The following is a 23,497-nucleotide window of genomic DNA, read 5'->3' as shown; positions in this document are numbered from 1 at the left end:
AAATCTGACCTTTTCGCCATGGTGGCGTCTCATGGTGTCCTTGCCCCACCGCGCCCTCATGGGCAGCGAAGGCCCTGCGGGCCGCTCAGGCATTCACCCCCTTCATCCCCTCGGCGGTATAGCGCTCCCCCGCCACCGGCAGGGTACGGATGGCCTGGCCCAGGGCCCCGAGCTCCGCAGGCGTAAGGCGCACCGAGAGGGCGCCGAGGTTATCCTCCAGGTGGGTCAGGCGCCGGGTGCCGGGGATGGGCACTATCCCCTCCCACTGCGCCAGCAACCAGGCCAGGGCTATCTGAGCCGCCGAGCATCCCTTCTGCCGGGCCAGGGCCATGACCGCCTGCACAAGGGTGCGGTTGGTGGCGAGGTTCTCCCCCTGAAACCGCGGCAGACTGGCCCGAAAATCCCCCTCCTCGAACACCGCCTCCTGCTGGTAGCGCCCGGTCAGAAACCCGCGCCCCAGGGGGGAATAGGCCACCAGACCTATCCCCAGCTCCCGGCAGGCGGGGAGCACAGCTGCCTCCACCTCCCTCGTCCAGAGGGAGTATTCGGTCTGCACCGCCGCCACCGGGTGCACGGCATGGGCGCGCCTCAGGGTGGCCTCGCTCACCTCGCACAGGCCGATGCGGGCTATCTTGCCCTCCTGCACCAGCTGCGCCAGGCCAGCCATGGTCTCCTCGACGGGATGGGCCGGATCGAGCCTATGCACATAGTAGAGATCGATCTGCTCGATGCCGAGGCGGCGCAGGGAGCCCTCGCAGCTCTGACGGGCATAGCGGGCACTGTTGTCGAGAGTGCGCCTGTACTCCCCGTGCTGGCGCACTATGCCGAACTTGGTGGCGACCTTCACCTGCCCCCGCCGGGTCGCGAGAAAGCGCCCGATCAGCGCCTCGTTGTGGTGGGGGCCGTACATGTCGGCGGTGTCGAGCAGGTCGATGCCCCGCTCCACCGCCTCCGCCAGCACCCGCAAGGAGGTGTCGTCGTCCCGCGGGCCATAAAACTCACTCATGCCCATGCAGCCGAGGCCCATGGCGGATACGTCCAGATCAGTTCCCAGTGTTCGTCGTTGCATCGCTTTTTCTCCCTGACAAGTTGCAGGGGAGTATGGTCTTCCGAAAATGAATGAGATATAGAGATAACTGGCAACCCATATTCCGATAATGGAAATACTATGCACGATACCCTGCTCTGGGACGACGCCCGCGTCTTCCTGGCCATCGCCCGCAGCGGCACCCTGAGCGGTGCCGCCCACGCCCTTCGCATGGGGGTGGCCACCGTCTCCCGGCGCCTGGACAGGCTGGAGGCGGCCCTCGGCCTGCCCCTGTTCAGCCGCCACCAGCAGGGCTATCGTCTGACCGACGACGGGGAGGCCCTGCTGGAGCGGGCCGAGGCGCTGGAACATGCGGGACTGGCCTTTGGCGAGGCGGGGCAGCAGCGGGGACAGGTGGCCGGCACAGTGCGCCTCGCCACCGCCGAGAACCTGGCCAACCCCCTTATCATCCCCTCCCTGCCAACGCTCTTTGCCCAGCACCCCGAGCTGAGGGTGGAGCTGGTCACCGGGGTGCAGACGGTGAACCTGCACAGGCGCGATGCCGATCTCGCGGTGCGCATGGTCAAGCCCGATGCCGGCAACCTCACCATCAAGCGGCTGGGCACCATGGGTTTCGGTCTGTATGGGGCCCGCACCTATGTCGATACCCGCCAGGCGGGGACAGATGTCGCCAGCTTCGAGCAGGACGACTTCATCGGCTGGAACGAGACCAATGGCCACCTGCCCGCCGCCAGATGGATGACCCGCATGCTGCGCGGCCGCCCCTGCCGGCTGGAGACCGGCACCCTGGCGGCCCAGCTCGCCGCCGCCCGGGCCGGTCTCGGGCTGGCGGTGCTGCCCCACTTCCTCGCCCGCCAGACGGATCTGGTCTGCCTGCTGCCAGAGCTTGGGGTGGATCAGCCCATCTGGCTGGTGCTCCACAGCGATCTCGCCCACTCCCGGCGGGTGCGGGCCGTGGCGGATCACCTGATCGCCCTGTTCGAGCACTCCCGCGCCGCCCTGCACCCCTTATCGGGCGACCCCAGCTAGGTCAGGCCGGATAGCAAAAGGGGAGCCTGGGCTCCCCTTTTGCTATCCATGCTGTGCTAACGCCACCTCAATTGCCCCGACGCCAGTGGTAGCGCCGTTCGGGGCGGCCCCGCTGACCGTAGTTGAGATCCACGTCCAGCTTGTCTTCGGACTCCAGAAACTCCAGATAACGGCGCGCCGTGGTGCGGCTCAAGGAGAGGCGCAGCGCCACCGTATCGGTGGAAAACGCCGTGTCCGGCTCGCCGGCCAGCAGTTCCAGCACCTGGCGCAGGGTGATGGCGTCGATGCCCTTGGGGGTATCGCGCACCTCCTTCGGTTGAATGCGCCCCTTGCCCATCAGCTTGTCCAGATCGCTCTGTGCCAGGGAGCCCCGCTCGCAGATGCGCCTGTGCAGGGTGAGGATCTCCTCCAGGCTCTGTTGAACCCGAAACAGCCGCAGCGGCTTGATGATGTAATCCTGCACCCCCAGGTTCAGGGCCTGCTGTATGGTCTCCACGTCGCAGGAGGCGGTCACCATGATGACGTAGGCCTCCCGATTGTGGCTGCGCAGCCGGTTCACCCACTCGAGGCCCGAGCCGTCCGGCAATGAGATGTCTACCAGCAGCAGCTGGGGTTCGGCCGCTCGCATCATGAGATCGGCCTGGGTCAGGCTCTCGGCCCGACCCAGCAGGGAAAATCCGGGGGTGGAGGAGACCAGCTCGGCCAGGATGGCACCGATCCGTTCGTCGTCCTCGATCACCAGGGTGAAAATGGGCGCCATGACTCACACCAATTGGTTTTTATTCAAGTAGATACCGAACAAGGTGGTCTGTTCGGCGGTGCGGCGCCATTCTATCACACCCCCTCGTCTGGCCACCGTCTCCTTGACCAGGAAGAGGCCCACCCCGTGATCCCCGGTCTGACGGCTCACCCCGTAATCGAACAGGTGATCCGCCAGCGCCTCGTCCACCCCCTCGCCGCTGTCTTCCACCTCGATCACCAGGCGGCGGCCGAAGTCGTTGATGGAGATAAGCACCCGCGGCGGACACTGCTTGCGCCTGGCCCAGGCGGCGCGGATACCGTTGTCCAGCAGGTTGCCGATGAGGGTAATGAGATCCGCCGACACCGCCGCCGGATACTCCCCGAGCGCCGAATCGGGATCGAGTGCCAGGGTCACCCCCAGCTCCCGCGCCCGGCTGAACTTGCCGAGGATGAGGCCGGCCACCGGCTTGTCCTCGATGGCCCGCAGCAGATCCTGCAGCATGGTCTGGCACGCCTCGCTCTCCTGCTGGATCAGCTCCACCGCCTGATCCACGTGGCCCAGCTGCAGCAATCCGGAGAGACTGCTCAGCTTGTTGGCGAACTCGTGGGTCTGCATCCGCAGCATCTCGGCGTATTGGCGCAGGTGAGTCACCTGCATGCCGAGGCTGCCGGTCAGCTCGGGGCGGCTGAAGATGAGCAGACGGCCGGGCACCTTGCCCTCCACCGCCTGCCAGCGTCCCACGAACGCCTCCCCGTGCACGGTAAAACCGAATTCGGTCTCCACCTGGGTCACGGCGGGCGCCAGGGGCGGCGAGACCTGTGCCAGTGGCTGGCCCAGCAGGGCATGACGCCCTGTACCCGGCAGGCGCAGCTGATAAAACGCGGCGCTGTTGAGCATGCGGATACGGCCCCTGCAGTCCAGGGCTATCACCCCTTCCGGGATATGCTCCAGCACCAGATCCTGCAGCATGAAGCGATGGACGATGGCCTCGGGCTCGAGATCCAGCAGGGTGCGACGCAGCAGATGCTGCACCCAGAGCGCCAGCAGCAGGCCGCAGCCCAGCACGGCCAGGATGGCGCAGGCCAACAGGGCGACCCGCTCCAGATAGATGCCCTCCACCGTCTGCATCAGGTAGCCCACCACCACGGCGCCCATGGTGCGACCATCCGGGCCGAGCACGGGGGCGAAGCAGCGAATGGCGGGCCCCAGGGTCCCCTCATCCTTGGAGCAGTAGCTGATCCGCTGGTTGAGGGCGGGCCAGATGTCGTCGCCCCGAAACCGGCCGCCGACTCGTTCCGGGGAGGGGTGGCTCAGACGCACCCCATGCTCGTCGGTCACCACCATGTAGGCGGCGTCGGTGCGGCTGCGGATCCCCTCCACATAGTCCCGCAGGCCCGGATCCCGCCCCTGCTTGAGGGCCTGCACCACCCGGGTGTCCGCCGCCAGCACCCGGGCCAGATCGCCGCCGCTCTCCTGCAGGTTGCTCTCCAGCAGGTGGCGGATAAAGAGGGCGAGCAGGCTGCCCAGGATCAGGATCAGCAGCAGTGACAGCCCGAGGGAGAGGGTGACCACTTGGTGACGCAGTTTCATCGATTAGCCTTGCAACATCAGGACGCGGACCAATAGTGCGGACGCCACCAGGTCTGGTCAATGAGGGGCGCGGGATCACCGTCAAAATCCGCCAATCCCTCCTCGCGGGCGGTGAGGGCCACGGCGCGAGCGACCGCGCGGGCCACCTCCCCCACCTGCTCGATGGGAGGCAGCAGGCGCCCGTCGGCAAGGGGATAGGCCCCCACCGCCCGCACCGCCGCCTGCAACATGCCATCGCTGATGCGCCGCGCCTTGACCGCGCAGGCGCCAAGACCAATGCCCGGGAAGACATAGACGTTGTTGCACTGGGAGACCACCCGCGCCTCCCCGTCCACGGTGACGGGGGCAAACGGGCTGCCGGTGGCGAGCAGGGCTCGGCCATCTGTGGCCTGCCACACCTGCTCCGGCGTCGCCTCTGCGCTGCGGGTCGGGTTGGAGAGCGGCAGTATCACGGGGCGTTCGCACACCGCCCCCATAGCGCCAAGCACGGCCTCGGTAAAGAGGCCACCCTGGCCGCTCACCCCGATCAGCACCCCGGGGCGCAGGCGGGCGATGAGTGCGGGCAAGGTATCGCAGGCTTCCGCCGCCGGACGGGCGAAGGGCTGCTGGGTCTGGGTCAGATTGGCCCTGTCCTGGCAGACCAGGCCATCCTGGTCGAACAGCTGTATCCGCTGTGGGCTGCCCGCCAGCTGCGCCAGCATGGCGGCGATGCCGCAACCGGCAGATCCCGCCCCGACGATGAGCACAGGGGTGTCGGCCAGGGCAGTGCCCGCCTGCTGCAACCCCGCCAGCACGCAGGCGGAGGCCACCGCCGCCGTGCCCTGGATGTCGTCGTTGAACATGCACAGCTCGTCCCGATAACGGGCCAGCAGATTGGCGGCATGCTTGCCGGCGAAATCCTCGAACTGCAGCACCACCTGGGGCCAGCGTTTGCGAATGGCCGCCACCACCTTGTCCATGAAGTGGTAATAGGGCTCCCCATCCACCCGGTTGGCCTGCCAGCCGAGGTAGGAATCATCCTCCAGCAGATCCGGGTTGTTGGTGCCCACGTCCACGCACAGGGGCAGGGTGCGGGCCGGGTTGATGCCACCGGCGGCGCTGTAGAGCGCCAGCTTGCCGATGCAGATCCCCATGCCGCCGATGCCGAGATCCCCCAGACCCAGCACCCGCTCCCCGTCGGAGATGACGATGACGTCCACCTCCTGCTCCACCGAGGCGAAGATGGCATCCAGATCCTCCCTGTCGTGCCAGGAGAGATAGAGACCGTGGCTGCGCAGATAGAGATCGCTGTGGCGCTGGCACGCCTCCCCCACCACAGGGGTGTAGATGATGGGCAAGAGCTCGGGCAGGTGGTGGCGCACCAGATCGTAGAACAGCACAGGGTTGTCCTCCTGCAGCTGGCGCAGCAGCAGATGCTGATCGAACGGGCTTTGCATGGCGCTGACCAATCGGTAGATGCGGCGCCGCTGCTGGGCCAGGGACTCCTCCTTGTGGGGCATGCGCCCCATCAGGCCTTGTCGCTTGCGTTCGGCGTAGGGCAGGCTGGTGCCCATCATGATGTCGTTCATGGTCTGTTCCTTATGCCAGCAGCGAGATGAGCAGGGTGGCCAGGATCAACATGACGGCGCCCCCGAGACGAGAAGAGATCTGGGCGAACGGCATCAGCTTCATGCGCTGGGCCGCCGACAGCACGGCCACATCCCCCGTGCCCCCCATGTTGGCCATGCACAGACCGCCGGTGATGGCCGCCTCGATGGGATAGAAACCTATCATGCGCCCCACCAGGGCCGCGCCGAGGGCGCCGCCGACCACGGTCACCAGCACCAGCACGAAGTAGCTGACGGAGAAGGCGCTGATGAGCTCAGGGATGCTGGTATAGGCGACCCCGATCCCCACCAGCAAGGAGGGAGTGAGATTGGTGACCACGAACTGGTACCAGTCGGCGGCCGCCTGCTCGTAACGACGCGGCAGCAGGCCGCTCACCTTGACGAAGGCCACCGCCAGTATCATGAGGGCGAAGGGGTGCATGGGGATGAAGTTGCCGAGCAGGGAGCCCAGCACGAACATGCTGGAGCTGATGAAGAGCCCGAGTCCCAGGCTCTCCAGGGTCGGCGCCTGGGCCTGTTCTTCGGCCACACCGACACTGCTCTCTTTCACCATCAGCTGGCCGTTGCCGGTCAGGGACGGGAAGCGGCGACCGAGGCGCACCAGCAGGGTGCCCACCAGAATGGCCAGGGTGTTAGCGATGACCACGGCGGGCACCATGCGCGAGAGCAGATCGGCGCTCGACATCTGCAAGGGGCCGGAGAGGATCTCCACCAGGGGCACGGCGCCCGCCCCCATGCCGCCACCCATGATGGGCAGACCGATGAGCAGCACCGCATGCTTGAAGCCGTACCCCATCAGGGCGCCCACCAGACCGACGCTGAGCAGCGCCACGGCGACCCCACCCAGGATCACCGGCAGGTAACGCATGGCGGCGTTTTTCAGCAGGGCACTGCTCATCCCCAGCACGGACCCCGTCACCAGGCTGGCGATGAAGAAGTTCAGAAAGCCCCCCTCCTTCATGAAACGGGTGATCACCTGACCCGCTTCGACCGGCAGCACCTGGTATTCGAACAGGGCGGCGCCGCCGAAGATGGCGAGTATGGTGCCGCCTCCCAGGTATTCACGGATGGGGTGGATGCGCTCGCCAAGCTCGCTTAGCAGGGTGCCGAGCACGAACATCAGCGCCAGGGCGCCGACCATGCCGAGCGGCAGTGAGCCGTTCCAGCCGGAGAAGAGGACGCAGGCGGCCAGCCCGAGGAAGATCATCATGGGCATGCCGGCGATCTGTTGGCTGCCCCAGGGGGTGGCTTTCGCAGTAGAGAGGCTTTTCATTGTTATGCTCCAGGGTGTGAGGTGGCGCTACTCTAGTGCCCCGCCCTCCGCCTGTCGGTTAGCCCGGCTGCAAAGGCATATAAAAACATTAAAACCTTAAACGCCACCTCCCTCTGCCCGGCCAAGGCCGGACAGGCTGCTGTCCCCCTTGCCCGCCGTGACCCAGCGCCCCGGTAAACAAGATCTCGATCACACTATTTACTTAGCCTGCTAAATAAATATAATACTTAGCAGGCTAAGTAACAGGAGCGAGATGATGGTTAAGGATCTGGAGATGTTGCGCGAGTTGTCCCTGGCGGAACAGTTGTCCCGGCTCAGCCGGTTGTGGCGTACCGTGGCCGATCACGAGCTGGCCCCCCTGGGTCTGACCCATCCCCGCTGGACCGCGCTGTGGAAGCTCTCCCGCCTCGGGGGATCCCTCAGCCAGAAGAGCCTGGCCGATGCCCTGGAAATCGAGCTGCCCTCCCTGATGCGCACCCTGGGTCAGCTGGAGGAACAGGATCTGATCGCGCGCCACTGCTGCCATCAGGACAAGCGGGCCCGCATCGTGACCCTGACCCCGGCGGGCAAGGCCCTGCTCGACCAGATCGAGGACCGCATCATAGGGGTGCGCCGGGAGCTGCTCGGCGGCATCAGTCAGCAGGAGCTGACCCGGTTCGAGGAGATCATTGCCCGCATCTCGACCAACGCCATCGACAAGCTGACACAGCAGAGTGAAGAGAGAGAATAAAAGATGACGCCGGATCAACAATTTGCCCGCTGGATAAAATTTGCCATGCTCGGCTTCGCGGGGGTATTTGCCTACTTCCTGCTGGCCGACATAGAGATGCCCCTCACCCCCCAGGCCATGGCAACCCGGACCGTCACCCGCATCACCCCTCAGGTCAGCGGCAAGATAGTCGAGGTGGCGGTGAGCAACAACCAGACCGTCAAACGGGGGGATCTGCTGTTTGCCCTGGATAGCGAGCCCTTTCGCCTGGCGGTGGAGCAGGCCCAGCTCGCCCTGGATCAGGCCATACAGGACAACCGTCAGCTCGACGCCAGCCTGGACGCCGCCAAGGCGGATCTCAGCGCCAGCCTGACCGATCTCGCGCAAAAAGAGCGCGATGCCCATCGTCTGGAGACGCTGTTTGGCAAGAAACTGGTCTCCGCCCAGCAGCGGGATCAGGCCAACAGCGCCTGGCAGACCGCCCGCGCCAACCTGATGGCAAGTCAGGCGCGCCTGGACCAGATCAGGGTCAACCGCGGTCTGGCAGGCGCCGACAACCTGCGCCTGCGCCAGGCCCGCAACAAGCTGGCCCAGGCCGAGCTCAACCTCGCCTACAGCCAGGTGACGGCGCCCCAGGACGGCATAGTAACCAATATGCAGCTCAAGCAGGGCAGCTTCGCCGCCGCCGGCTCGCCCCTGCTGGCCCTGGTCTCTGACAAGGTGGATCTCATCGCCGATTTTCGCGAGAAGAGCCTGCGCAACGTCACGGCGGGGGCCAGGGCCCTGATCGCTTTCGACGGCAAGCCAGGCCAGATCTTCCAGGCCAAGGTCAGCAGTCTGGATGCCGGGGTCAGCGCCGGTCAGTTCGATGCCAACGGCCTGCTGGCCAGCCCGGTGGAATCGGATCGCTGGGTGCGTGATGCCCAGCGCCTGCGCCTGCACCTGACCCTGGATCAGATGCCCCAGGGCCTGCCCACCGGAGCCCGTGCCACCGTCCAGCTGCTGCCGGACAATGCCCTGACCGCCCTGTTTGCCCGCGGCCAGATCCGGTTGCTGAGCCTGCTGCACTACATCTACTGATGACGACCGGACGCCCATAATGGCAAGCACCCTGATCAATCCCACCCTCTGGCACAGGCCCCTGGCGGCCAACGAGCTGCGCCAATGCCTGCGCATCGCCTTCGGCAGCACCCTGGGCTTTCTGCTCTGCAAGCTGTTTGGCTGGAACTACGGGGTCTTCTTCACCGTGACCCCCATGCTGCTGCTCGGCATGATACCCGTGATGAACGGCCACGCCGCCCGCCAGCTCATCGCCGCCGCCGTGATGTGCGGACTGGAGGTGGGCCTGCTCGGCGGTCTGTTTGGCGCTCATCCCGCCCTGATGACCCCCGTCGCCTTCCTGCTGTTCGTCTATCGCTTCGCCGCCATGTCCCGGGGCAGCCTGTTTCTGTTTGGCGCCAACGGCGTGCTCAGTCTCAGCATCATGCTGCACTTTGCCAGCTACCCGGACACGGACTTGAACGATCTCATCTTCAGCAACCTCTGGGCCAGCGTGCTCTCCGTGCTCATCGCCTACCTGATGACAGCCCTGCTGCCTGACGTGGAGCCCAGACCCAGCCCAGCGAGCCAGCCCAAAGCGCCGCACCGGATGCGCCACGAGGCGCTGCTGGGGGCCGGGGTCGCCACCCTCTCCTTCCTCATATTCCAGATGTTCGACCTGCGCGACTCCATGTCCGCCCAGGCCACCACCCTGCTGGTGCTCTTCCCCATGCACTGGAACGGCGCCCTCGGTTATGCCAGGCGCCGGGCCATGGGCACCCTGCTCGGGGTCAGCTTCGGCATCCTGTGCCAGCTGGTGCTCTATGACTGGTCCGGGCAGCTGATCCTGGTCGCTCCCCTGCTCTGGCTCGGCGCCATGCTGTTCAGCCATGCCCACGTCAAGGAGGGGAGCGGCTCGGGAGTCGGTTTTGGCGCCCTTACCACCCTCGGCATCCTGTTCGGCCAGTATCTGACCCCGGGCAACGATCTGGTGTTCAGCGCCCTCTATCGGGTCAGCAGCATCCTCTTTGCCATCGTGGCCACCCTGCTGGCCTGCTACCTGCTGCACCACCTGCTTAACCGGTTCGAGGCGACCCGCTTCGGCCACTGACTACTGTGATGAGCCCATGGATGAGCTTGCTTTTTGCCCCGATCATCGGGGCTTTTTTTGGCCACAGGCCAGGCCCGGAGCGAGGGGGAAACGTCACGACTCGACCAGGGGTTTGCCCCTGCCCCTTGCCTGAGCCGCCCGCTCTGTTAGGCTTTACCCCAAGTGATGGGTTCAGTCGAACCTATACCGCACCATGGAGTCTTCATCGTGATATTTCTGCGCTTTTCTCTGCCGGGCGCCCTGCTGCTCGGCCTCGCGGGCTGTGCCCCGGCTCCCCACTCCCTCACCGTCACAGGTGGCGCCCCAATAGCCTATCAGTGTGCCAACGACCAGAAGGTGCAGGTGAGCTACTACGCCCTCTCTGACGACAGCCTCAACTTCATCAAGCTCGCGCTGCCCAATGGCAAGGATTACACCCTGCCCCAGGTGGTGTCTGCCTCTGGCGCCCGCTATACCGATGAGCACGAGGCCGTCTGGTGGAACAAGGGGAACGAAGGCTTCGTCGAGGTGAGGGGCGAGCAGGGTGAATGGCAGAGCGCCTACACCGACTGCAAGCAGCAATGAGCCCAAGGGCCCACGGACAGCAAAAAGGCCAACCCCCGGGTTGGCCTTTTCGTTGCTTCTGCCCTGTCGTGGCTCAGGCGCGTTTGTCCGTCACCACCAGCCAGAGCGCATGGACCATGCCGGGCAGGCCGCCGAGCAGGGTCAGCACTATGTTGATGAGGAAGTGGAGGCTGAAGCCCACCTGGATAAAGGCGCTGACAGGGGGCAGAAAGATGGCCAGCAGGATCTTGAGCAGATTGTTCATGGCGTTCCTCATGAAAGAGCGATTCGGGTTGGCCTAACCATAAACATCCCTGGCCTCAACTGCAAACCTGACAGGGGATCCGCTCCCCCTGTTGCGCCCGCCAGAGCGCGAGATCGTGAATGATCTGGTTGCTGCTGCCGCGCCAGAGCAGGCCGGGGTCCGCCAGCCCTTTCTCGAACTTGCCGTCCACCAGCACATCCAGTAAGCAAACCAGCTCACGCTGGGCTGGAGTGAGCTCGCCAAGCAGATAGCCGGTCCAGCACCAGATGTCCTTGCCGGGGCACTCGGCCCGCACCCGCCGCACCAGCGCCAGCACATGCGGCACGTTGGCGGGGTGGAGCGGATCGCCGCCCGAGAGCGACAGACCTCGCCGCTTGATGCGTGGATCCTTGAGATCCCTGATGACGCGATCGCTCATGGCCTCATCGAACGGCTTGCCACCATCGAGGCGCCAGGTGCTCTGGTTGTAGCAGCCCGGGCACTGGTGCTCGCAGCCCGACACGAACAGGGTGGCCCGGGTGCCGGGGCCGTTCACCACATCGACCGGGTAGTACTGGTGGTAGTGCATCTTCTCTCTCTATTTCAGCCCCCTCATCCCCAGCCCTTCTCCCGCAAGGGGAGAAGGGAGCTGATCGTCGCCAACAGCTCCTCGATCGGCCCCCTCTCCCCTGGGATAGGGGCCGACTTGCCCCTTGTTAAGGGGAGGCTGGGATCCGCTCTGGACTCACATATGCTTGACCCGGCGCTTCACCTCTTCCTGCTTGCCCGCATTGAAGGGGCGCGCATCCGGGCTGCCGAGGTAGCCGCACACCCGGCGGGTCACCGACACCTTGGCCGGGTCATGGTTGCCGCAGCGCGGGCAGGTGAAGCCCTTGGAGGTGCATTCGAACTCGCCGGTAAAGCCGCAGTCGTAGCACTCGTCTATGGGGGTGTTGGTGCCGTAGTAGGGCACCTTGTCGTAGCTGTAGTCCCAGACGTTCTCGAGCGCCTCCAGGTTGTGCTGGATGTTGGGGTACTCGCCGTAGCAGATGAAGCCGCCGCTGGCGATGGGCGGATAGGGCGCCTCGAAGTCCAGCTTGTCGTAAGGGTTTACCTGCTTCTCCACGTCCAGGTGGAAGCTGTTGGTGTAGTAGCCCTTGTCGGTCACCCCGGCCACCACGCCAAACTCCTTGGCGTCGATGCGGCAGAAGCGGGTGCAGAGATTCTCGCTCGGGGTGGAGTAGAGGCTGAAGCCGTAGCCGGTTTCCTCCTTCCACTGGTCGGTGGCCGCCTTGAGGCGGGCGATGATGGCGATGGCCTTCTGGCGCAGGGTCTCGCTGTCGAACAGATGAGTCTGCGTGCCGAATAGGGCGTTGATGGTCTCGTGCACTCCTATGTAGCCGAGCGAGATGGAGGCGCGGCCATGTTTGAAGATCTCGCTGACGTTGTCGTCGGCCTTGAGGCGCACGCCGCAGGCCCCTTCCATGTAGAGGATGGGGGCAACCCGCGCCTTGACGCCGTCCAGTCGCTTGATGCGGTACATGAGCGCCGTCCTGGCCACCCGCAGTGCCGCATCCAGCTTGTCCCAGAAATCCGCCTCGTCGCGGGACTTGAGCGCGATGCGCGGCAGGTTGAGGCTCACCACCCCTATGTTGTTGCGCCCTTCATGAATAAGCTCGCCATTCTCCTCGTAGGCACCGAGGAAGGAGCGGCAGCCCATGGGGGTCTTGAAGGAGCCGGTCACCTTCACCACCTGGTCATGGTTGAGGATGTCCGGATACATCCGCTTGGAGGCACACTCCAGCGCCAGCTGCTTGATGTCGTAGTTGGGATCGCCCTGCTTGTGGTTGAGGCCATCCTTGATGGCGAACACCAGTTTCGGGAAGACGGCGGTCTTCTTGTTCTTGCCAAGGCCGGCGATGCGGTTGCCGAGAATGGCACGCTGGATGAGACGCGACTCCCAGCTGTCGCCGAGGCCGAAGCCGAAGGTGACAAACGGCGTCTGACCGTTGGCGGTGTGCAGGGTGTTGACCTCGTACTCCAGGGACTGGAAGGCGTCGTAGCACTCCTTCTCGGTGCGGGCCATGGCGTAGGCATCCACGTCGCTGATGCCCCACTCCTCGGCCACTTCCCTGTGCTTCTGCCAGCTGATGGTCACATAGGGAGCCAGCACCTCGTCGATGCGGTTGATGGTGGTGCCGCCATAGATGTGGCTCGCCACCTGGGCGATGATCTGGGCGGTCACCGCGGTGGCCGTGCTGATGGATTTTGGGGTGTCTATCTCGGCGTTGCCCATCTTGAAGCCGTGGGTCAGCATCCCCTGCAGGTCGATCAGCATGCAGTTGAACATGGGGAAGAAGGGGGAGTAGTCGAGATCGTGGAAGTGCAGATCGCCGCTCTCGTGGGCCTGCACCACCTCGCGGGGCAGCATGTGGCTGATGGCGTAGTGCTTGGCGACTATGCCCGCCAGCAGGTCGCGCTGGGTCGGGATCACCTTGGAATCCTTGTTGGCGTTCTCGTTGAGCAGGGCCGCGTTGGTCTGCTCCACCAGACCGCGGATCTCCTGAGCCAGCCGGCCGCGGGCCTCGCGGGCCTGATCCCGGTCGTGACGGTACTCGATGTAGGCGCGGGCGATGGCCTTGTCGTCGGACGCCATCAGATGGTTCTCGACCCGGTTCTGGATCTCGTGGATGTCCACCTCGCCCCGCCCTTCCAGCTCCTGGCTGACCGCGCCTGAGATGCGCAGTGCCAGCGCCGGATTGGCCTGATTGACCGCTTCCGCCGCCCGGCTCACCGCCTCGGCGATCAGCTGGCCATTGAATGGTGCGCGACATCCATCACGTTTGATCACAACCGGTTTCATCTCTTATCCCCGCAAAAATGGTCGTATCGGGTCGACCCGATGAGCGATGCCAGCCCACCCGGCTCACGAGGGCGAGGCGGGGCCAGCCGGGCCTCTGACCCTGGCTGGCATCTGGCAGATGCTGGCGTTATCCACAGCTTACAAACACAATATATAGGTTATTTTTTTCTTTAATGCCCTATATGTGGTGGCTATTAGGCCCCAAAGCCGGTTCCGCTTTCTTGATCCAGAACAGGTTTTCCGCCAGCTGCTCAGTTCGAAATCAGACCCAAAGGGGTTCAGACTACATCCAGGCCAGACCCTGCTTGGCCCGGGCGCCGATCCCCCTATCGCGCTTTTTCCAGGCCTTCCCTTGTGCGTCGTGACGGCGCCATCCTGTCACCCCCCTGTCGTCATTCCTGCTCCTGCGGCCAGCAGAAACAACAGACCCGGCCTGGGCCGGGTCTGTTGTCATCGTGAAGAGAGGGAGATCAGGACTGGAGCGCCGCCTGCAGCTCGGCCTCGGTCCAGATGGTGATGCCAAGCTCCTGGGCCTTGGCCAGCTTGGAGCCGGCGGCCTCCCCTGCCACCAGCACGTCCGTCTTGGCCGAGACCGAGCCCGCCACCTTGGCCCCCAGCGCCTGCAGCGCCGCCTTGGCGTCATTGCGCGAGAGCTGGGTGAGGGTGCCGGTCAGCACGAAGGTCTTGCCGGCGAAGGGTTGCTCCCCTGCCTCCTTCCTCTCGATGGCGGGCCAGTGGATACCGGCCGCCAGCAGGGCGTCCAGCACCTCCATGTTGTGGGGTTGGCGCAGGAAGAAGTAGACGTGCTTGGCCACCACGTCCCCCACGTCCGGCACGGCCAGCAGCTGCTCCACGCTCGCCTCCCGCAGCGCCTCCAGGGTGAGGAAGTGGTTGGCAAGGTTCAGCGCCGTCGCCTCCCCCACCTCGCGGATCCCCAGAGCAAACAGGAAGCGGGGCAGGGTGGTGCTGCGGGCCTTGTCGATGGCCGCCACCAGATTGAGGGCGGATTTGGGCCCCATCCGCTCGAGGCCGGCCAGCTGGATGGCATTGAGGCTGAACAGGTCCGCGGGGGTCTTGATCATCCCCTTGTCCACCAGCTGATCCACTATCTTGTCCCCCAGGCCATCCACGTCCATGGCGCGCCGCGCCGCGAAATGCTTGATGGCGGCGGCGCGCTGGGCCTCGCAGAACAGGCCGCCGGCGCAGCGGGCCACCGCCTCCCCTTCCAGCCGCTCCACCGCCGAGCCGCACACGGGGCACTCGGTCGGGAAGAGGATAGCGCGGGCATCACCTGGGCGCTTCGCCTCCACCACGGCCACTATCTGCGGGATCACGTCCCCCGCCCGGCGCACTATCACGGTGTCGCCTATCATGACGCCGAGACGCTCGATCTCGTCGGCATTGTGCAGGGTGGCGTTGGAGACGGTGACGCCGCCGACGAACACGGGCTTGAGCTTGGCCACCGGGGTGATGGCACCGGTGCGCCCCACCTGGAACTCTACGTTCTCAAGCTCCGTCATCTCCTCCTCGGCCGGAAACTTGTGGGCGGTGGCCCAGCGCGGCGCCCGGGCCACGAAACCCAGCTCCTGTTGCAGCGCTATGTCGTCCACCTTGTAGACCACGCCGTCAATTTCATAGGCCAGCTCGCCGCGGCGGGCCAGGATGTCGTCGTGAAAGGCCTGACAACCGGCCGCCCCTTCCATCAACTTCACCTCTGGGCTGAGCGGCAGCCCCCAGGCCTTGAGCTGATTGAGACGAGCGAAGTGGGAGTCCCCCAGTTCATCGCCGCCGACCCCCACGCCGTAGGCATAAAAACTCAGGGGACGGCTCGCCGTGATGCGGGAATCGAGCTGGCGCAGGCTGCCGGCGGCGGCGTTGCGCGGGTTGACGAACACCTTCTCCCCGGCGGCCAGGGCTTTCTCGTTCATGGCCGCGAAGCCGGCCCTGGGCATGAAGACCTCCCCCCGCACCTCCAGCCTCGCTGGCCAGCCGCTGCCCCGCAGGGAGAGCGGAATGGCCTTGATGGTACGCACGTTCTCGGTGATCTCCTCCCCCGTGGTGCCATCCCCCCGGGTGGCGGCCTGCACCAGCTGACCGTCCACATAGAGCAGGCTCACCGCCAGGCCATCGAGCTTGGGCTCGCAGCAGAAGGTGAAGGTCAGCTCCCGCTTGAGGCGATCCTTCATGCGCTGCTCGAACGCCTGCAGCTCCTCGCCGCTGAACACGTTGTCCAGGCTCAGCATGGGGATCTCGTGGCGCACCTGTCTGAAGGCCGAGAGTGGCGCACCGCCGACCCTGGCACTGGGGGACGAGGGGGTCTTCAGCTCGGGGTGCTCGGCCTCGAGGGCGATCAGCTCGCGCATCAGGCGATCGTATTCGGCGTCCGGCACAGTGGGGTTATCCAGCACGTAATACTGGTGGCCGTAGTCATTAAGCAGTTCACACAGCTGGCTGTGGCGGGAGAGGGGCTCGCTCATGAAAAAGTCTCGAAGTGTGATGAAAAATCCAGGCCGGGGCAGAAACAAAAATGCGGCACCTGGGTACCGCACTCTTGCTCTTGCAGACCCCGGGGAGTCTTAGTCGCGGCCCGCCTCGAAGGCGGCCAGCTCGCGGCGATAACGGGCTATGGTCTCGTCGCTCAAGGGGCTGCGCTCCATGTCGGTCAGCATGGCATCCAGATCGCTGGCCAGCTGATCGGCGGCCTGCAACATGTGTTCGAAGGCAAACGCCACATTGCTGCGCAGGGGCAACTGCATGAAGAGGGACACGCCCGGGGTGCTGAACTGCTCCATCCGGTAGGGATTGAAGGTGCCCGGCTTGACCATGTTGATCATGGAGAAGAGCACCTCGCCATGACCATCCAGCCCCTCGTGGCGGTGGAAGATGTCCATCTCGCCAAACTTGAACGCCAGGGATTGCAGGGAGGCGAGCAGGGCGGCCCCTTGCAGCTCCTGACCAGGACGGGCCATCAGGTTGATGACATAGACATCCTGCCAGATTTTCTCTACCGGGGCGCGTACCGGCTCGGGCTCGTCATAGACGGGGGCCTGAACGGGGGCGACGCGTTCGCTCCGGGTCTCGATCTGGGGCGCTCGTTCGGCGACGGGCTCGGCAGCCTGACGGGGTTGGGCCCGGGGCGCCTCGCCAAAGCTGAGGCCGCTGGTGTAATCGGGCTCGCTCTGGGTCTCATCATCGAACGGCTGCATGGCAGGTTCGCGCTGGGGACGGGAGCGGTAGACCGGGGTGCGACGATTGACCTGGGCAGGCTTGCGCTGCGGCTCGGGAGGCACTGTCTCCAGCACAGGCTCCTCCATCTCCTCTTCCTCTTCATAGGCGGGAGGGGGGGCGACCGGGCGAGCGACGGGTTTGCGCGGGGCGGGCGGCGGCAGCTCGTCCTCATCCTCGTCATCGAGATACTGGCTGCGCGGGACGGCTTCGCTCTGCAGCTTGGGTTCGGCGCGGCGGCCAGCACTGACCACGCGTACCTGACCGATGCCATCGCTGTCGAAGGCATCGCTGTCACGATCCCGTGTTTTGCTGTCCATCCGGTTCAAGGGTTTCTCCTTGATCGGGGACTGACGATTCTTCCTGTTGCTCCACAACCCGTGAATGAGCAATGCCGCAATGGCAATCCCGCCCAAGGCGACCAAGATGTAACGCAATTCCTGCATTAGCTGCTTCTCTTTCTAGTTTTGCTCAGCCAAAGCGACGGCTTCACCGATATCGACCGATACGATGCGAGAAACCCCGGGCTCTTGCATCGTTACGCCGACCAGTTGTTCGGCCATCTCCATGGAGACCTTGTTATGACTGATATAAATGAACTGTACTGTGCTCGACATCTCTTTGACAAGAGAACAGAAGCGACCGACGTTCACTTCATCGAGCGGAGCATCCACCTCATCCAGCATGCAAAATGGCGCCGGATTGAGTCTGAAGATGGCAAAAACCAGCGCCAGCGCGGTCAAGGCCTTCTCCCCCCCGGAAAGCAGGGCAATGGTAGCATTCTTCTTGCCCGGAGGTCTTGCCATGATGCTCACCCCTGCCTCCAAAAGATCGTCGGAGGTGAGTTCCAGCCAGGCACTCCCGCCCCCAAACACCTTGGGGAACAGGGATTTTAAATCTTCATTGACCTTATCGAAAGTGTCACGGAAGCGTATTTGTGTCTCTTTATCAATTCTTTTAATGGCTTGGCTCAAAGTTTCCAGCGCCTGTTCGAGATCCTGACACTGATCTTCCAGGTACCCGGCCCGGCTCTTCGCCTCTTCATATTCCCCGAGGGCGGCCAGGTTGATGGCCCCCAGCGCCTCCACCTGCCCCTCCAGGGTCTGGATCTCCTGGCGCAGGGCGGTGCGGTTGGCGGCGATCAGCGCCGCCTGATCGAGGTCGATCAGGCGCACCCCCAGCTCCTCGAGCTGCTCGTGCAGCCCCTGCCTGCGGGTGAGATTGCGCTCGCGCTCCAGACGCAGCTGGGCCAGCTGCTCTTGCAGGGTCACCATCTGCGCCCGATCCCGGCTGCGGGCCTGCTCCAGCTCGGCCAGCTCCTGATCCAGGCGGGCGATACGCTGATGACAGGCCAGTTGGGCCTCTTCGAGGGCCCGTTGCTCGCCGAGCAGGGGCGACAATTCCTGACTCTCCTGCGGCTGCGGCGCCTTGAGCTGCGCCAATTCCAGCCCGAGTCGGGCCAGTTCCTGCTCTCCCAGGGCGATGAGCTGGCTCAGGTTCTGTTTTTCCAGCAGCAGGCGCTGGCATTGTCCCTGCTGCTGCTCACGGCGCCCCCGCACCGCCTCCAGATCCTGCTCGGCCCGCAGTGCCTGTTCCTCGAGCAGGCGCCGCTGTGCCTGCTGTGCCTCCCCCTGGGCCAGATGTTCCTGCCACTGGGCATCGGCCAGCTCGTGGGCCTGGGTGAGGGCTTCGCCGCGGCTGGCCTCGGCGGCCTGCTCGGCGTCGAGGCGACTCAGCTCTTCCCCGAGCTGGCCCAGGCGCAGCAGACGCTCCTGACGCTGGCCCTGCTGCTGGCTCCAGGCTTCCCGCAGCTGCTGCCACTGCTGCTCCTGCTCGCGCAGGGCACGCTGGCTCGCCTCAACGGCGCCGTGCAGCTGGGCGCGATCGCCATCGGCTCCCCCCAACTCGGCATTCAGCCGGGCCAGCGCCTGTTCCCCTGCGGCCAGCTCGGTGTGCAACCGCTCACGTTCCCCCAGCAGCGCCAGGGTGCCGAGGGCGCCGCCCTGACCGAGATCGGCCCAGTTGGGGCCAAACCAGTCTCCCGCCGGGGTCAGTACCGACTCACCGGCCAGGAGCGATGGCTGGCGGGCCAGTGCCGCCTGCCTGTCATCGGCCAGCCAGATGACGTTGAGGAAGGCGGGGATGTGCTCCCCCTCCAGCCGGGCCGCCAGGGTACCTGGCACCGCTGGGTGGGCAGGGCCTATCCAGAGCCCGTCTTGCTCCAGGTTGCACTCATCCCCCGGCTGGGCGGTGAGCCAGCGCCCGAGCACCTTGTCCAGGGCCTGGGCCCACTCGGGGGCGATCTGCAGCCGGTCCGCCAGGGTGGCCCCCGCCATCTGCTCTCCCAAAATCTGATCAAGGGTGGCGAGGCGGGCACCGAGTTCCCGCAGCAGACCGCCCTGGCGATCCCGCTCTCCCTTGAGCGTCTCGTGGCGGGCCACACCGGCCTGCCACTGCGCCTCCAGCTCCTCATGACGGGCCCGGGAGAGCGCCAGCTCCTCCGACAGGGCATCCAGTCGAGGCTGCAGATCCGGCTGCTGGCCGAGGGCGTCCCCCTGCGCCTCCTCGAGCTTGAGGCGGGCGAGCCGGGTCCTGGCCTGCAACTCCTGCAGACCCTGTTGCTGGGTGCGGATCTGGTTGAGCTGGGTTTGCAGCTGCCCCTGACGCTGCTGCCACAGCTGTTGCCGGCCCCTGGCTCCCTCGAGGGCCTCGCTCGCCGCCAGTCGTCGTGCCTGCTGTTCGGTGAGCAACTGCTCACACTGCTCGAGGCGGGCCTCTTCCTGCTCGGCGCTCAGGGCAAGATTTGCCTGGGCCTCATGCTGCTCGGCCAGCCGACCCTTGAGCCCCTCGATCCGCTCGCTCAGGGCGCCATGGCGAGCCTGCCAGTCGCGGCCCAGCTCGTCTCGGTGCAATTGCTGCTGCTCAAGCCGGGCGATGGCCTGGCCGCCGAGGAAGAGTTGCTGCTGACGCGCCGTCTGCTCGGCCTGGGCCTCCTGGCGGGCCACCGACAGACCGATGTGACGACTGTCATCCTGGCTGCGTCTGGCATCGAGGGCGGCGATGGCAAGCTCCACCTTGCCCAGCTCCTCCTTGGCCTGGGCCAGCCGGGTCTCCAGCGCCCACAGCTCGGAGCCGATGAGCTCGGCGCGGGCGGCGCGCGAGCGGCTCTTGAGCCGGGTGTAGCGTTCGGCGGTCTCGGCCTGGGATTTGAGGTGTTCGAGGCGCGACCCCAGCTCGCCGCGAATGTCGCCGAGGCGCTCCAGGTTCTCCTGGGTGTGGCGGATGCGCAGCTCGGTTTCCCGACGCCGCTCCTTGTAGCGGGAGACCCCGGCGGCCTCCTCCATGAACAGTTTGAGATCGGCGGGGCGCGACTCCACCAGCCGGCTGACAGTGCCCTGCTCTATGATGGCGTAGCTGCGCGGACCCAGGCCCGTGCCGAGGAAGAGGTCGGTGACATCCTTGCGGCGGCACTTCTGGCCGTTGATCTCGTAGTGGTTGGAGCCGTCCCGCAGCACCTCCCGGCGCACCGAGATCTCGCTGAAGCGGCCAAATTCACCGGGCACCCGGTTGTGGGGATTGTCGAACACCAGTTCGACCGAGGCGCGGCCATGGGCGCTGCGGTTGAGGGAGCCGTTGAAGATGACGTCGGTCATGTTCTCGCCGCGCAGATGGCGGGCCGAACTCTCCCCCAGCACCCAGCGCACCGCGTCGATGACGTTGGACTTTCCGCAGCCATTGGGGCCCACTACGGCGGTCATGTCGGCACTGAGCACTATCTTGGTCGGCTCGACAAACGACTTGAAGCCGGCGAGCTTGATCAATTTCAGACGCATGGGGGCCTATATCCGGGCTAAATAGTGGGGAGGCGGGCTGGCGACTTTACCAAATCAACGGCTTGTTTGTAATATGCAGGCTGTTTCCTGTCACGGATGGAGCTCAGATGAGCCAATCACGCCCCCTAGTCAAAGACTCTATCAGCGGTGCAGACTACTTCCTGCGAGGTTTCTCGCTGATCCGCCAGCCGGGGATCCGCACCTTCGTGCTGATCCCCCTGCTGGTCAACTTCGTGTTGTTTGCCGGTGCCTTCTACGCCCTCTTGCTGCAACTGGACGGCCTGTTTGCCTGGTTGCACCAGCAGATCCCGAGCTGGCTCTCCTGGCTCGATTATCTGCTCTGGCCCATCGCCCTGCTCACCATACTGGTGGTCTTCTCCTTCCTGTTCAGCTCGGTGGCAAACTGGGTGGCCGCCCCCTTCAACGGTCTGCTGGCCGAGAAGGTGGAGCAGCAGCTCACCGGGCAGGCCAGCGCCGAGACGGGCATGCTCGACATCGTCAAGGATGTGCCGCGCACCTTCGGCCGTGAATGGAAGAAGCTCAAATACTATCTGCCCAAGGCGATCGGCTGCCTGATCCTGTTCCTGATCCCCGTGGTCGGCCAGACCCTGGCCCCCCTGCTCTGGTTCCTGTTCAGCGCCTGGATGATGGCGATCCAGTATGTGGATTATCCGTTCGACAACCACAAGATCGACTTCATCACCATGCGCGATGCCTTGAAGCAGCGCCGCGGCAAGTGCCTGAGCTTCGGCGCTCTGGTGACCCTCTTCTCCGCCATTCCGGTGGTGAACCTGTTCGTCATGCCGGTGGCCATCTGTGGCGCTACCGCCATGTGGGTGGATCAGTACCGGGATGAACAGCTCGGACGCTGAGGCGATGACGACATGAGAAAAAGAGGGGGCGACAGCCCCCTTTTCATTACTTAATCTAATGTGAATATGGTGTCGCTTGTAGGGACTGCGCAGGATTGTTAGGATGCGGGCCTTTCTTTAATCCCGGGTATTTCTCATGTTACATGCACTCTTCCTGCTCGGCCTGGTGGCCGAGGGAATGACGGGGGCCCTGGCGGCGGGTCGCAGGCGGATGGACTTGTTTGGCGTTGTCATCATCGCCTCGGCCACGGCCATCGGTGGCGGCACCATACGGGATGTGCTGCTCGGTCACTACCCCCTGCTCTGGGTCGAGCATCCCCACTATGTGGTGCTGGTGGCGGGGGCCGCCCTGCTCAGCGTCATCTGCGCGCCCCTGATGCGCTACCTCGGCAAGCTGTTCATGGCCCTTGATGCCCTGGGACTGGTGGTCTTCTCCATCTTCGGGGCGGCCCGGGCTCTGGAGATGGGCCACGGCGCCGGTATCGCCTGCATCATGGCGGTGGTGACCGGGGTGTTTGGCGGTGTGTTGCGGGACCTGCTCTGCCAGCGCATTCCCCTGGTGTTCAGACGCGAGCTCTATGCCGGCGTCTCCCTCATCACCGCCGGGCTCTATTGCCTGGCCCTCGAGCAGGGTCTGCCCAACGACTGGGCGGCGTTCGGTGCCATCGGCATCGGCTTCGTGCTGCGGCTGCTGGCGGTGCGCTTCAAGTGGGGACTGCCCACCTTCAACTACCAGTACGCCTCCCACTGAGGGATGGCGAGCAACAAAAAAGCGCCTGACGGCGCTTTTTTGTTGCTCGGGGCTACTTGATCCCTTCCGAGCTGAAGAAGGTCGCCTTGTCGGCGATGAACCGGATCTTGATGTTCTGCTCGGCGTCGCCCCAGACACAGCTGGTGGTGCCGAGCACGTCGTCACAACTGTCCGCCTTGCCGAGGATGGCACTGGCCTGGCTGTAGCTGATCCCCATCTCCAGCTTCTCATAGTTGTCACGGTTGACCTTGCTGCAACCCGTCAACGCCAGGGCCATCAAGGCACCTATCAGGATCTGCTTCATCTCGTTCTCCTCTTCTGGTGAGCGCAAAGCCTAGCAGGCCGGTCCCGCCCCTGTCAGCAAATAAGGCCGAATGAGTCTACCAACTGCGGGCCGGGCCGGTATCGAGGTGAACGAAATTGTCGCTGGGGTAGTAACCCACCCCGCCCACCTTGAGCTGCAGCGCCGCCTTGTGCAGGTGGGCGAGCTGCACCCCTTGCAGCCGCACATCGACCGCCTGGCCCAGGGTGTGATAGCTGCGCTTGGCAACCCCCTTGCTCCGTCTGTGCTTGGCGGCATTGGTGGCGGGGGAACGGTAACCCGAGATGAGCTGGATCTCGCCCCTGTGGCCGAGGCGTTGCTGCAACAGGAAGAGCTGATCGAACAGCTTGCGATCCATGTTGAACACCTCGTCCCGCCTGTAGTCACGCAGCAGGTGATTGAGTTCGGCCAGACCATCGGGCAGGTAACGCCCCTGCTCCCAGTAGCTTGCCTTGACCCGCTCGCCGGTATTGAGGTTGAAGAAGCTCAGCTCGCGGCTGTGGGTGCTGCGGCTCGCCAGGGCCGGAAAGGAGAGCAGGCTGGCGCCCATCGCACAACCGGCCCCCAACAGCAGGCGGCGTCGGCTTATCTCTGTGTCGAGCATGTCGGCTCCGTCCGTATGTGAATGAATTTGATACAACCGCTCGAACTTACCCGCCGCCTCGCCCCCCTGTCAAACCCAAACCCGCCGACAAAA

The 23,497-nt window shown here is 64.9% G+C and carries 20 protein-coding genes; 7 read left to right on the top strand and 13 right to left on the bottom strand.

What is annotated here, in order from left to right; genetic code table 11:
• Positions 1–85: 85 nt before the first annotated feature.
• Positions 86–1,069, bottom strand: a complete 984-nt coding sequence (locus tag ACEUCR_RS08925) for an aldo/keto reductase (RefSeq protein ID WP_408789518.1) — start codon at positions 1,067–1,069, stop codon at positions 86–88.
• Positions 1,070–1,168: 99 nt separating this feature from the next.
• Between ACEUCR_RS08925 and ACEUCR_RS08920 the strand changes: the two genes are divergently transcribed.
• Positions 1,169–2,077 (top strand): LysR family transcriptional regulator, encoded by a 909-nt coding sequence (locus tag ACEUCR_RS08920; RefSeq protein ID WP_408747634.1) that lies wholly within the window; start codon positions 1,169–1,171, stop codon positions 2,075–2,077.
• 67 nt (positions 2,078–2,144) lie between these two features.
• Here the strand turns inward: ACEUCR_RS08920 and ACEUCR_RS08915 are convergent, their stop codons facing one another.
• Genes ACEUCR_RS08915 through ACEUCR_RS08900 form a run of 4 tightly spaced genes read right to left on the bottom strand, consistent with a single transcriptional unit; the run spans position 2,145 to position 7,289 of the window.
• On the bottom strand, positions 2,145–2,837 hold the full coding sequence (locus ACEUCR_RS08915) for a response regulator (protein ID WP_041993528.1): 693 nt from the start codon (positions 2,835–2,837) through the stop codon (positions 2,145–2,147).
• Positions 2,838–2,840: 3 nt separating this feature from the next.
• The gene (locus ACEUCR_RS08910; RefSeq protein WP_408789514.1) at positions 2,841–4,409 is read right to left on the bottom strand and encodes an ATP-binding protein; all 1,569 of its coding nucleotides are present in this window, start codon (positions 4,407–4,409) and stop codon (positions 2,841–2,843) included.
• 17 nt (positions 4,410–4,426) lie between these two features.
• Complete coding sequence (locus ACEUCR_RS08905) at positions 4,427–5,977, bottom strand: NAD-dependent malic enzyme (RefSeq protein WP_408789511.1); 1,551 nt, start codon at positions 5,975–5,977, stop codon at positions 4,427–4,429.
• Between the two features lie 10 nt (positions 5,978–5,987).
• Entirely contained in the window at positions 5,988–7,289 is a 1,302-nt protein-coding gene (locus ACEUCR_RS08900) for a 2-hydroxycarboxylate transporter family protein (RefSeq protein ID WP_408789508.1), read from the bottom strand.
• Positions 7,290–7,545: 256 nt separating this feature from the next.
• Here ACEUCR_RS08900 and slyA point away from each other — a divergent pair, with 256 nt between their 5' ends.
• From slyA to ACEUCR_RS08880, 4 genes are all read left to right on the top strand, one after another.
• Positions 7,546–8,019 carry a transcriptional regulator SlyA gene (gene slyA, locus ACEUCR_RS08895; protein WP_041993844.1) on the top strand — a complete coding sequence of 158 codons (474 nt, stop codon included), beginning with the start codon at positions 7,546–7,548 and terminating at the stop codon, positions 8,017–8,019.
• Positions 8,020–8,022: 3 nt separating this feature from the next.
• A complete protein-coding gene (locus ACEUCR_RS08890) occupies positions 8,023–9,078 on the top strand; it encodes an HlyD family secretion protein (protein ID WP_041993517.1) in 1,056 nt (351 codons plus the stop codon).
• 19 nt (positions 9,079–9,097) lie between these two features.
• A complete protein-coding gene (locus ACEUCR_RS08885; protein WP_392444163.1) occupies positions 9,098–10,147 on the top strand; it encodes a DUF2955 domain-containing protein in 1,050 nt (349 codons plus the stop codon).
• A gap of 207 nt (positions 10,148–10,354) precedes the next feature.
• Positions 10,355–10,711: an MliC family protein gene (locus ACEUCR_RS08880; protein ID WP_041993512.1), complete on the top strand. Its 357-nt coding sequence runs from the start codon at positions 10,355–10,357 to the stop codon at positions 10,709–10,711.
• 73 nt (positions 10,712–10,784) lie between these two features.
• Here the strand turns inward: ACEUCR_RS08880 and ACEUCR_RS08875 are convergent, their stop codons facing one another.
• From ACEUCR_RS08875 to ACEUCR_RS08850, 6 genes are all read right to left on the bottom strand, one after another.
• Positions 10,785–10,955, bottom strand: a complete 171-nt coding sequence (locus ACEUCR_RS08875; protein WP_408789505.1) for a YqaE/Pmp3 family membrane protein — start codon at positions 10,953–10,955, stop codon at positions 10,785–10,787.
• Between the two features lie 55 nt (positions 10,956–11,010).
• Positions 11,011–11,523: an anaerobic ribonucleoside-triphosphate reductase-activating protein gene (nrdG, locus tag ACEUCR_RS08870; RefSeq protein ID WP_408789503.1), complete on the bottom strand. Its 513-nt coding sequence runs from the start codon at positions 11,521–11,523 to the stop codon at positions 11,011–11,013.
• Between the two features lie 156 nt (positions 11,524–11,679).
• Positions 11,680–13,797 carry an anaerobic ribonucleoside-triphosphate reductase gene (gene nrdD, locus ACEUCR_RS08865; protein ID WP_408789501.1) on the bottom strand — a complete coding sequence of 706 codons (2,118 nt, stop codon included), beginning with the start codon at positions 13,795–13,797 and terminating at the stop codon, positions 11,680–11,682.
• A gap of 470 nt (positions 13,798–14,267) precedes the next feature.
• Positions 14,268–16,274: an NAD-dependent DNA ligase LigA gene (gene ligA, locus ACEUCR_RS08860; protein ID WP_408789499.1), complete on the bottom strand. Its 2,007-nt coding sequence runs from the start codon at positions 16,272–16,274 to the stop codon at positions 14,268–14,270.
• A gap of 99 nt (positions 16,275–16,373) precedes the next feature.
• A complete protein-coding gene (zipA, locus tag ACEUCR_RS08855) occupies positions 16,374–17,468 on the bottom strand; it encodes a cell division protein ZipA (protein WP_408789496.1) in 1,095 nt (364 codons plus the stop codon).
• A 15-nt stretch (positions 17,469–17,483) separates the two neighbouring features.
• The gene (locus tag ACEUCR_RS08850; RefSeq protein ID WP_408789494.1) at positions 17,484–20,855 is read right to left on the bottom strand and encodes an AAA family ATPase; all 3,372 of its coding nucleotides are present in this window, start codon (positions 20,853–20,855) and stop codon (positions 17,484–17,486) included.
• A 107-nt stretch (positions 20,856–20,962) separates the two neighbouring features.
• Between ACEUCR_RS08850 and cysZ the strand changes: the two genes are divergently transcribed.
• Together cysZ and ACEUCR_RS08840 are read left to right on the top strand one after the other, a co-directional pair.
• On the top strand, positions 20,963–21,727 hold the full coding sequence (gene cysZ / locus ACEUCR_RS08845; RefSeq protein ID WP_041993494.1) for a sulfate transporter CysZ: 765 nt from the start codon (positions 20,963–20,965) through the stop codon (positions 21,725–21,727).
• 136 nt (positions 21,728–21,863) lie between these two features.
• A complete protein-coding gene (locus ACEUCR_RS08840; RefSeq protein ID WP_111873801.1) occupies positions 21,864–22,478 on the top strand; it encodes a trimeric intracellular cation channel family protein in 615 nt (204 codons plus the stop codon).
• 52 nt (positions 22,479–22,530) lie between these two features.
• Here ACEUCR_RS08840 and ACEUCR_RS08835 read toward each other — a convergent pair whose 3' ends face one another.
• Both ACEUCR_RS08835 and ACEUCR_RS08830 read right to left on the bottom strand, forming a co-directional pair.
• The gene (locus ACEUCR_RS08835) at positions 22,531–22,782 is read right to left on the bottom strand and encodes a lipoprotein (protein WP_041993488.1); all 252 of its coding nucleotides are present in this window, start codon (positions 22,780–22,782) and stop codon (positions 22,531–22,533) included.
• 76 nt (positions 22,783–22,858) lie between these two features.
• The gene (locus ACEUCR_RS08830) at positions 22,859–23,404 is read right to left on the bottom strand and encodes a YcbK family protein (RefSeq protein ID WP_111873800.1); all 546 of its coding nucleotides are present in this window, start codon (positions 23,402–23,404) and stop codon (positions 22,859–22,861) included.
• Positions 23,405–23,497: the final 93 nt, after the last annotated feature.

The organism is Aeromonas bivalvium (assembly GCF_046078285.1).
In the GTDB taxonomy this organism is placed as follows: domain Bacteria; phylum Pseudomonadota; class Gammaproteobacteria; order Enterobacterales; family Aeromonadaceae; genus Aeromonas; species Aeromonas bivalvium.
This window is presented reverse-complemented; position numbering and strand designations above follow the sequence as displayed.

Excerpts from the sequence above, each read along its gene's own strand:
- ligA (WP_408789499.1), bottom strand. The coding sequence starts at position 16,274 with ATGAGCGAGCCCCTCTCCCGCCACAGCCAGCTGTGTGAACTGCTTAAT.
- ACEUCR_RS08840 (WP_111873801.1), top strand. The coding sequence starts at position 21,864 with ATGTTACATGCACTCTTCCTGCTCGGCCTGGTGGCCGAGGGAATGACG.
- ACEUCR_RS08830 (WP_111873800.1), bottom strand. The coding sequence starts at position 23,404 with ATGCTCGACACAGAGATAAGCCGACGCCGCCTGCTGTTGGGGGCCGGT.
- ACEUCR_RS08920 (WP_408747634.1), top strand. The coding sequence starts at position 1,169 with ATGCACGATACCCTGCTCTGGGACGACGCCCGCGTCTTCCTGGCCATC.
- nrdG (WP_408789503.1), bottom strand. The coding sequence starts at position 11,523 with ATGCACTACCACCAGTACTACCCGGTCGATGTGGTGAACGGCCCCGGC.
- ACEUCR_RS08890 (WP_041993517.1), top strand. The coding sequence starts at position 8,023 with ATGACGCCGGATCAACAATTTGCCCGCTGGATAAAATTTGCCATGCTC.
- ACEUCR_RS08850 (WP_408789494.1), bottom strand. The coding sequence starts at position 20,855 with ATGCGTCTGAAATTGATCAAGCTCGCCGGCTTCAAGTCGTTTGTCGAG.
- slyA (WP_041993844.1), top strand. The coding sequence starts at position 7,546 with ATGGTTAAGGATCTGGAGATGTTGCGCGAGTTGTCCCTGGCGGAACAG.
- ACEUCR_RS08885 (WP_392444163.1), top strand. The coding sequence starts at position 9,098 with ATGGCAAGCACCCTGATCAATCCCACCCTCTGGCACAGGCCCCTGGCG.
- ACEUCR_RS08900 (WP_408789508.1), bottom strand. The coding sequence starts at position 7,289 with ATGAAAAGCCTCTCTACTGCGAAAGCCACCCCCTGGGGCAGCCAACAG.
- ACEUCR_RS08925 (WP_408789518.1), bottom strand. The coding sequence starts at position 1,069 with ATGCAACGACGAACACTGGGAACTGATCTGGACGTATCCGCCATGGGC.
- ACEUCR_RS08910 (WP_408789514.1), bottom strand. The coding sequence starts at position 4,409 with ATGAAACTGCGTCACCAAGTGGTCACCCTCTCCCTCGGGCTGTCACTG.
- ACEUCR_RS08905 (WP_408789511.1), bottom strand. The coding sequence starts at position 5,977 with ATGAACGACATCATGATGGGCACCAGCCTGCCCTACGCCGAACGCAAG.
- ACEUCR_RS08875 (WP_408789505.1), bottom strand. The coding sequence starts at position 10,955 with ATGAACAATCTGCTCAAGATCCTGCTGGCCATCTTTCTGCCCCCTGTC.
- ACEUCR_RS08915 (WP_041993528.1), bottom strand. The coding sequence starts at position 2,837 with ATGGCGCCCATTTTCACCCTGGTGATCGAGGACGACGAACGGATCGGT.
- zipA (WP_408789496.1), bottom strand. The coding sequence starts at position 17,468 with ATGCAGGAATTGCGTTACATCTTGGTCGCCTTGGGCGGGATTGCCATT.
- cysZ (WP_041993494.1), top strand. The coding sequence starts at position 20,963 with ATGAGCCAATCACGCCCCCTAGTCAAAGACTCTATCAGCGGTGCAGAC.
- ACEUCR_RS08835 (WP_041993488.1), bottom strand. The coding sequence starts at position 22,782 with ATGAAGCAGATCCTGATAGGTGCCTTGATGGCCCTGGCGTTGACGGGT.
- nrdD (WP_408789501.1), bottom strand. The coding sequence starts at position 13,797 with ATGAAACCGGTTGTGATCAAACGTGATGGATGTCGCGCACCATTCAAT.